Origin of the sequence: Nonomuraea sp. NPDC049480 (genome assembly GCF_044465905.1) — a bacterium.
Lineage (GTDB): Bacteria > Actinomycetota > Actinomycetes > Streptosporangiales > Streptosporangiaceae > Nonomuraea.
The window spans coordinates 86,196-94,203 of sequence record NZ_JBITMD010000037.1; the positions used below are offsets into that span (position 1 = coordinate 86,196).

At 69.4% G+C, this 8,008-nt stretch carries 8 protein-coding genes; 3 read left to right on the plus strand and 5 right to left on the minus strand.

Annotated elements, in window-relative coordinates:
* Window positions 1-31 precede the first annotated feature (31 nt).
* Genes ACIBX3_RS54835 through ACIBX3_RS54845 form a run of 3 tightly spaced genes read right to left on the minus strand, consistent with a single transcriptional unit; the run spans window position 32 to window position 3,049 of the window.
* The gene (locus ACIBX3_RS54835) at window positions 32-1,537 is read right to left on the minus strand and encodes a tripartite tricarboxylate transporter permease (RefSeq protein ID WP_397128778.1); all 1,506 of its coding nucleotides are present in this window, start codon (window positions 1,535-1,537) and stop codon (window positions 32-34) included.
* 20 nt (window positions 1,538-1,557) lie between these two features.
* A complete protein-coding gene (locus tag ACIBX3_RS54840) occupies window positions 1,558-2,019 on the minus strand; it encodes a tripartite tricarboxylate transporter TctB family protein (protein WP_397128779.1) in 462 nt (153 codons plus the stop codon).
* 1 nt (window position 2,020) lies between these two features.
* Window positions 2,021-3,049 carry a tripartite tricarboxylate transporter substrate-binding protein gene (locus ACIBX3_RS54845; RefSeq protein ID WP_397128780.1) on the minus strand — a complete coding sequence of 343 codons (1,029 nt, stop codon included), beginning with the start codon at window positions 3,047-3,049 and terminating at the stop codon, window positions 2,021-2,023.
* A 174-nt stretch (window positions 3,050-3,223) separates the two neighbouring features.
* On the opposite strand from ACIBX3_RS54845, the gene ACIBX3_RS54850 reads away from it, so the two are divergent.
* Together ACIBX3_RS54850 and ACIBX3_RS54855 are read left to right on the plus strand one after the other, a co-directional pair.
* A complete protein-coding gene (locus ACIBX3_RS54850; protein ID WP_397128781.1) occupies window positions 3,224-3,907 on the plus strand; it encodes a response regulator transcription factor in 684 nt (227 codons plus the stop codon).
* A 6-nt stretch (window positions 3,908-3,913) separates the two neighbouring features.
* Window positions 3,914-5,416: an ATP-binding protein gene (locus ACIBX3_RS54855; RefSeq protein ID WP_397128782.1), complete on the plus strand. Its 1,503-nt coding sequence runs from the start codon at window positions 3,914-3,916 to the stop codon at window positions 5,414-5,416.
* 38 nt (window positions 5,417-5,454) lie between these two features.
* Here the strand turns inward: ACIBX3_RS54855 and ACIBX3_RS54860 are convergent, their stop codons facing one another.
* Window positions 5,455-6,414, minus strand: coding sequence for a TAXI family TRAP transporter solute-binding subunit (locus ACIBX3_RS54860; protein ID WP_397128783.1), 960 nt, complete (start codon window positions 6,412-6,414; stop codon window positions 5,455-5,457).
* Between the two features lie 217 nt (window positions 6,415-6,631).
* On the opposite strand from ACIBX3_RS54860, the gene ACIBX3_RS54865 reads away from it, so the two are divergent.
* Complete coding sequence (locus ACIBX3_RS54865) at window positions 6,632-7,477, plus strand: alpha/beta fold hydrolase (RefSeq protein WP_397128784.1); 846 nt, start codon at window positions 6,632-6,634, stop codon at window positions 7,475-7,477.
* On the opposite strand, the gene ACIBX3_RS54870 is transcribed toward ACIBX3_RS54865, so the two are convergent.
* On the minus strand, window positions 7,467-7,709 hold the full coding sequence (locus ACIBX3_RS54870) for a serine hydrolase (protein ID WP_397128785.1): 243 nt from the start codon (window positions 7,707-7,709) through the stop codon (window positions 7,467-7,469). The genes ACIBX3_RS54865 and ACIBX3_RS54870 overlap by 11 nt on opposite strands.
* Between the last annotated feature and the right edge of the window lie 299 nt (window positions 7,710-8,008).

Consider the following 8,008-nt stretch of genomic DNA (forward strand, 5'->3'; position numbering starts at 1 on the left):
AATAGGGCCGCCCTGAGGGTTCGAGGAGTTCTCAATCCTCCTCGGCGAAGACGATCTCGCGGCGCTTGCGAATCGTCGGGAGTACGGCGACGACGAGCGCTGCCACGGATAGGGCCAGGAGCACCGCGGAGATCGGCCGGGTCAGGAAGACCGACGCGTCGCCACGGGAGATGATGAGCGCCCGCCGCAGGTTCTCCTCGAGCAGGGGTCCGAGGACGAAGCCGAGCAGCAGTGGCGCCGGCTCGCAGCCGCACTTGATCAGGATGTAGCCCAGAATCCCGAAGAACACGATCGCGTAGACGTCGTACGCGTTGAACCCCAGGGAGTATGTGCCGATCGCGGCGAACAGGATGATCATCGGGAACAGCACCTGGTACGGGATGCGCAGCATGCGCACCCAGACGCCGATCAGCGGCAGGTTCAGCAGCACGAGCAGCACGTTGCCGATCCACATCGACGCGATCAGGCCCCAGAACAGCGCCGGTTCGTCGGTGATGACGTTAGGGCCGGGGGTTATGCCGTGGACGATGAAGGCGCCGACCATCAGTGCCATGACCGGGTGGGCGGGCAGACCGAGGGTGAGCAGCGGGATGAACGACGTTTGCGCGGCGGCGTTGTTCGCCGACTCGGGGCCGGCGACGCCCTCGATCGCGCCGTGCCCGAACTCCTGCTGCCGCTTCGAGATCCGCTTCTCGACGGCGTACGAGGTGAACGAGGCCAGCACGTGGCCACCGCCGGGCAGGACGCCGAGCGCGGCTCCGAGACCGGTGCCCCGCAGGATCGGGCCGACGATCCGGCGCCGGTCCTCGCGGGTCGGCCAGAGGTTCTTCACCTTGCTGATGACCGCCGTGCGGGTCTGCTCGTTCTCCAGGTTGCGCAGGATCTCGGCCACCCCGAACATGCCGACGGCGACCGACACGAAGTCGATGCCGCCGTACAACTCACGCTGGCCGAACGCGAACCGGGGCGTGCCTGTGTAGGTGTCCTGGCCGACCGTGCCGAGCAGGACGCCGAGCGCGATCATCGCCAGTGCCTTGAGCGCCGAGCCACGCGCCAGCGCGATCGACACGATCAGGCCCAGCAGCACCAACGAGAAGTATTCGGCCGCGCCGAACTTCAACGCGACGCGGGCCAGCGGCGGGGCCGCGACGGCCAGCGCGACCGTGGCCACCGTACCCGCGATGAAGGATCCGACCGCGGCGGCGGCCAGCGCCGCGCCGGCCCGGCCCTGCCGGGCCATCTCGTGCCCGTCCAGCGCGGTGACCGCCGCCGACGACTCACCGGGCAGATTGATCAGGATGGCGGTCGTCGAGCCGCCGTACTGTGCGCCGTAATAGATGCCGGCCAGCATGATCAGCGCCGTCACCGGCTCGAAGCTGAACGTGATCGGCAGCAGCATCGCCACCGTCGCCGTCGGCCCGATGCCGGGCAGCACGCCGACCGCCGTCCCGAGCAGCACTCCCACGAAGCAGTAGAGGACGTTCTGGACCAGGAGGGCGGTGGAGAAGCCCAACGCGAGGTTGTCGAGAAGTTCCATGCCTCAATCCGGATGCCGCGTCAGAACCCCAGCCATGGGCCCCATAGCGGGATCCGCAGCTGAAGTCCGACGACGAAGATGAGTGTGCCGGCCACGGTCAGCCCGGCGGTCACGGCCACGGCCGTGACCAGCCGTACGCGCGAGCTGGCCAGTGTGGTCAGCAGGGCGGTCACCGCCGACGTCGGTACGAATCCGAGGCCGCGGACGGTGAATCCGAAGAACAGGACCGCGACCACGATGGCGGCGACCGCACGCCAGGGGATCGGCCCGAACGAGATCACTTCGCCGGCGATGAGTCCCTTGATGACGATCGCCAGGCCCAGGGCGGCCACGGTCGCGCCGACCAGCAGCGGGAAGGCGCCGGGGCCCATCCGCAGCGGGGTGCCCAGCTCGTAGCCGAGCGACCCCACCACGAATGCGCCACCGATCAGGACGAAGATTCCCCCGGCGAGGACGTCGGGGAAGGACCGGCGGCGCTCCACCTCAGGAGGCCTTGACGCCGGCGTCGGCGATGACCTTCGCCCAGGTGCCGAGCTGCTCTTCGAGCTTGGCCCGGTGTGCCTGCGGGGTCGCGTCCTCGGCCGGGACCGGCGCGGTGCCGAGCTTGGCCATCTGGTCGATGACCTTCTGGTCGGCCAGTGCCACCTTCAGCGCCTCGGTCAGCTTCTGGACGACCTCCTGCGGCGTGCCCTTCGGGACGTAGAGACCGTGCCACACGCTGACCTGGAGCTGGGGCAGCCCGGCCTCGGTAGTGGTGGGCACGTCGGGCAGGCTCTTCACCCGCTCCGGCGTGGTGACCGCGTACGCCTTCACCTCGCCCGCGGAGATCTGGCCGCTGGTGTTGGTGGTCTGGTCGCACATGAAGTCGACCTGGCCGCCGACGAGGTCGGTCAGCGCGGGGCCGGTGCCTTCGTACGGAACCTCCTGGAGTTTGACCCCGGCGGCGGTCTGGAACAGCAGGCCGCACAGGTGAGATGCGGCGCCGATGCCGGCGTTGGCCAGCGTGACCTTGTTGGCGTTCGCCTTCACGTAGGTCACGAGGTCCTTGAGCGTCGCGGGTGCGAAGTCCTTGCGGGCGACGACCGTCATCGGCACCTCGGTGACGAGCCCGACCATCTCGAAGTTCTCGAGCGGCTTGTAGCCCAGGTCCTTGTACAGGGCGGGCGCCGTCGACATGCCGATGTGGTGCATGAGCACGGTGTAGCCGTCGGGCTCGGCCCGCGCGACCTCGCCGGCGCCGACCGTACCGCCCGCGCCCTCGACGTTCTGGACGACGATCTTGCCGCCGAGTTTGGCGGCCATCGGCTCGGCGATCATGCGAGTGACGGTGTCCGTCGGGCCGCCCGCGCTGAACGGTACGACGAACGTGATGTTCTGGTCCGGGTAGCCTCCGCCGGTAGGGCCTCCTCCGCCGGTGGTGCCTCCGTTGCCGGAACAGGCGGCGACGAGCGAAACGACGCCGATCGCAGTGATCATCCGCGCGGCGATCCGATACCTGCTGGCCGTTCTCATATCGCGACCTCCTCGTCAGCGCATGCGCCATTTTTCGGTGAGTGCGCCGCATCAGTCTCGGCTGGCAGGGACGCGGATGGTGTCAGAGGAATCCCAAGGAATGCGCCGGGTGTCAGAGAAATCCCAAGAACTGAAGGGCTAACACGAGCATCGATCCCCGCCGTACAATCCGGTATGCGGATCACCATCATCGAAGATGACGACCGCGTTGCGCGGGGCCTGGTGACCGTCCTGGCCCAGGCGGGTTTCGAGGTCCACCGCATCGCCACCGCCGCCGAGGCCGTGCGTGCCGCCCCGTCCGATGTGGTCCTCGTCGACCTCGGTCTGCCCGACGGCGACGGACTCGACGTGATCCGCAAGCTGCGTGACCACCCGGAGACCGCCGTCATCGCCGTGACAGCACGATCGGAGGAGCACGAGCGGGTCCGTGGCTTACGCGCCGGCGCCGACGACTACATCGTGAAGCCGTTCGGCATCCCGGAGTTGCTGGCCCGGATCGACGCCGTCCTGCGACGCACCCGGGTGGCCCGCGCCATGAGCCACCCGGACGAGCCGCTCGTCCTCGGCCCGATGCGGATCGGCGTCGGCACCCGCGAGGTCACCGTTGACGGCACGCCCCTGACGCTGACCCGCAAGGAGTTCGAGCTGCTCCTGCTGCTGTCCCGGCGGGCGCCGAACGTGGTGAGCCGCGACGTCATCCTCGACCAGATCTGGGGCGCGACCTGGGAGTCCTCGAGCCGCACCCTGGACACCCACATCGCGGCGTTACGGCACAAGCTCGGGCCGGCCGTGCTCATCCGCACGATCCACGGGGTCGGCTATCGGCTCCTGGCCGACCGGCCGGAGCTGATCGGCTGACACGCCGTGCACCGTCGCCTGCTCGTCGTCCTGGTGCCCCTGGCGGTGCTGCTCGTCGCGGCGCTCGGGGTGCCGCTCAGCGTCACCGTGGCCGAGCGGGAGATGCAGGAGACGTACGTCGACCGGCTGAACGACGTCGGCCGGTTCGCGTCCCTGGCCGAGACCGCGCTGTCCACCGGGCGGACGGAGGCGCTCCAACAGGAGCTGGCGCGCTACCACGAGCTGTACGGCATCCCGGTCGCGGTGATCGACACGTCTGGCACGGTGCTGCTCGGACCAGCCGGTGCGTACCAGGAGGCGGCGCGGGCCGAGCCGGCGTTGCCCAGGATCGTGACCGCGGCTCTGGCCGGGGCGAGGCCCGAACCGTCCGGGAAATGGGCGCCGTGGGACGACTCCGCACTCGTGGTCGCGGAGCCGGTGGGCCGGGACAGCGAGGTCGTCGGCGCCGTCGTGACGATCTCCGACCTGTCGAGGACGCGCCATCGCATCCTCGTGCGATGGGCCCAGCTCGCAGGGCTCGGACTGCTGCCGTTGATCGCGCTGGTGGCCGTCGCCTGGCCGGTGTCGGCGTGGGTGCTGCGGCCGGTGCGGGAGCTGGACGCGGCGAGTTCGCGGATCTCACAGGGCGACCTCACGATCCGGGCGGACGCCGAGGCCGGCCCGGCCGAGCTGCGGCGGCTGGCGGAGTCGTTCAACACCATGATGGACGCGGTCGAGAACGCCGTGGAGCGGCAGCGGGCGTTCGTGTCCGACGCGTCGCATCAGTTGCGCAATCCCCTGACCAGCCTCCGGCTGGCCGTGGAGAGTCTGGAACCGCATCTGCGCGCGTCCGGCAACGGGCTGCAGGTGTACGACGTCGCCGTCGACGAGCTTAAGGCGATGCAGCGGCTGCTGAACTCGCTGCAGGCCAGTGCGCGGATGGAGAGCATACGGACGGCGTCGCCGGTGGATCTCGACGCGGTGCTGGCCACCCGGGTGGACCGGTGGCGGGCGTTGACGGCGACGGCGGGGCAGACACTGGCGGTCGACGTGCCGCCGGGGCTGCGGTTGCTGGAGCCGCCGGGCGGACTGGGCAGCATCCTGGACGAGCTGATCAGCAACGCGTTACGGCTGTCGGACGCGCAGGTGGTGGAGGTAACCGCCCAAGTCGTCCCCGGTGGTGCGGGCGCCGTCCCCGGCGGTGCGGGCGCTGGACGCGGCGACGCCTCCGCGGCCGGAGGCGTGGTCACGATCGCCGTCCGTGACGACGGCCAGGGGATCGACGCGTCCGAGCGGGCACAGGCGCTACGGCGGTTCTGGCGGTCGCCGCGGCACCAGAACGTGCCCGGGACCGGCCTGGGACTGGCGATATGCGCCGACCTGGTGGGGGCGGCCGGGGGCGAGCTGCGGCTGGAGGAGGGCCTGCCACGTCCGGACGGGTCAGGGCACGGATTCGCCGCGGTGGTCGCGTTGCCGGTCGTTCCGCGGGTGGCGTCGTCGTCCGGCGCCCCGGCGCCGTCGCCGGTCTGAGGACCCGGGCTCCGTCGCTGGCCTGTCGCTGTCCCGGGTCAGCGCTTGCGATCGCGGAACCAGTTGGCCGCGCCCGGATGGAGCGGGATCGATGCGGTGGAGATCCCGGTACGCACGTTGATCTGCCACGCTTCGGGAACGGCTTCGGCGTCGTCGCGACTGGCGGAGGTGATCGTGCCGGTGTGCGTGAAGATTGTGTCGGTGATGGCGTAGACCAGGTCATCGGGCAGGTCGTTGCGCACGAGAAGCACGTTCGGCACAGCGACGGTGCGGGTGGCCGGGACGCCGGCGTAGGCAGTCGCGGGGATCATGGCCGGCGTGTACGGACCTGGGAACGCCGTGAAGAGCGCGTCTGCCTGTGCGTCCAACGGGATCAGCCGGATCAGGTGTCGCTGCGCCAGATCTGTGATGGCGGGTGTCGGGACGCCGGTCAGGGAGAACATCGCGTCGATCTCGCCGTCGCGCAGTGCCGCCGCCGATGCGGCCTGGCTGAGGTACTGACTGTCGGCGTTCACAGGGCCGAGCTTCAGAACCCGCAGCGACGTGAATTCGGTGCCTGAGTCGCGGGCACCGAGGGATATGCGCTTGCCCTCGAGGTCCCGGAACTCGTCGATGGCTGAACCGGCCATGACCACGAGATGCAGGTGACTGTCGTAGAGCCGGCATACCGCCGAGAGTCCCTCGGGCGCGCTGCCGTCGGTCGTGATCAGCGCGTCCAGGCTCGTCAGCCCAAGGTGCACCTCGCCGTTCCGCAGCATCCGGATGTTGTCGGTGGACGCCCCGCTCGGCACGGTGGTCAAGGTGGCGCCTGGCACGTGCTCGGAGACGTGTTCGGCCAGCGCACCGCCGATGCGCCGGTACACCGCGCCTGCGGGCCCGGTGGCCAGTCGCAGGTGGACCTTGTCGCCCTCGGGCTGCTGGGAGCAACCGGCGAGCAGCCCTCCGGCGGCCAGGAGCACCGCCCGCCGGCTGAGCCGTAACTCCGGGTTCACCACCATGCCGAGATGATACGGACGGTGGGCGTCGTACGACGTCGTCTCGGTCACCGGAGCCGCCCGCACCCTCAAAATCGGCCGCTCCACCGCCTGCGCCTCCGAGGCGGTGGTAGGGCCACCTCTACCACCGTCCTGGGGTGGTCTTCATGGTGTCCTCCGCTGAGCGCGGCCAGACTGATCAAGGAAGTTGGCCAAGCGCCCAATTGACTGGAGGATCCCCTTGCGTGTTCAGGTGAACGGCACGTCGCTGTACGTGGACGTAGAAGGCGCGGCCCTGGAGCCGGACGGCTACGCGATGCGCGAGAAGCCGACCCTCCTTCTGCTGCACGGCGGCCCCGGCCATGACCACTCGATTTTCAAGCCCGCCTATGCTCAACTGGCCGACCTGGTCCAGATCGTCTACGTCGACCAGCGGGGCAACGGCCGCAGCCAGAACTCCGACCCGGCCACCTGGAACCTCGACCAGTGGGGCGACGACGTGCGCGCCCTGTGCGACACGCTCGGCATCGTCAAGCCGATCGTCCTGGGCTGGTCTTGGGGCGGAGCCGTAGCCATGAGCTACGCCTCCCGTCACCCCGGCCACCCGGCCAAGCTGATCTTGCAGAGCACCGTCGCCCGCTGGGATCTGGACCGGATCGTCGAAGGCTTCCGTGCCGAGGCCGGAGAGGAGGCCGCCACGACCGCCAAGGCGTTCCTCACCGAGGGAACCCCGGAGACGTTCGCCGCCTTCGGGCGGCTCTGCGCCCCCGCCTACAGTCCCGACCCGAACTTCCCCGCGGAATCCGACATCCAGGCCATGGCCCGCATGATCCCGAACCCCGGGCTCACCATGAGCTTCATGTCCACCGCCCGGTTCGACCTGACCGCGCGCCTGGCCTCCATCCGGTGCCCGGCGCTCGTCGTGGCCGGTACCCGCGACCCCATCACGCCGCTGTCCACGGCGCGGGAGATCGTGGACGGCCTGCCCGGGGCGCGCCTGGAGGTGTTCGAACGCTCGGGCCACTTCATCCCCGACACCGAGGGCGAGCGGTTCTTCTCCCTGCTGCGCTCCTTCATCACGGTGTGATCTCCTTACCGTCTCGCGACGGCACTCTCGTCCCCTCAGGCAGCAACGCGACCAGCGGCTCGTCGAGACCGACCGCGCCTGTCGCGGCCAGCTGCGCCAGAGTCAGCGCCGTGAACACCTTGGTCACCGAGCCGATCTCGAACACGGTGTCGGCGCCAGGAGCGCCTCCCGTTTGTCCGGAGCCTCGGATCTCCGTCGACTTTCCCGCCACAGCGGCAACTACCACGCTCACATGCCGTGCCGTGAGCAGGCCAACGGTCTCCTCTACCAGACTGCCTAGATCTGCCATATCGGACAATCTAAGAGATCGGCCATCGCCGCAGGCGACATAGCATCTGGCACCCGATCGTTCCGGACAGTGGAACGTGCGGTGGACGCCACGCCGGCCCAGCCAGCCAGATGCCCAGACATTCGCCGGCTCCCTGCTCCGAAGAGCGGGACTGTACGGTCTTCGGTGTAACTCCTGATCAAGGAGAACGCACCTGATGAGTACTGTGATCCAGGCATCGACGGAGATCGACCTGGAGGACG

What these genes read in the sequence shown, in the direction of transcription:
- ACIBX3_RS54850 (WP_397128781.1), top strand. Translation starts at nt 3,224, where the DNA reads ATGCGGATCACCATCATCGAAGATGACGACCGCGTTGCGCGGGGCCTG.
- ACIBX3_RS54835 (WP_397128778.1), bottom strand. Translation starts at nt 1,537, where the DNA reads ATGGAACTTCTCGACAACCTCGCGTTGGGCTTCTCCACCGCCCTCCTG.
- ACIBX3_RS54845 (WP_397128780.1), bottom strand. Translation starts at nt 3,049, where the DNA reads ATGAGAACGGCCAGCAGGTATCGGATCGCCGCGCGGATGATCACTGCG.
- ACIBX3_RS54860 (WP_397128783.1), bottom strand. Translation starts at nt 6,414, where the DNA reads ATGGTGGTGAACCCGGAGTTACGGCTCAGCCGGCGGGCGGTGCTCCTG.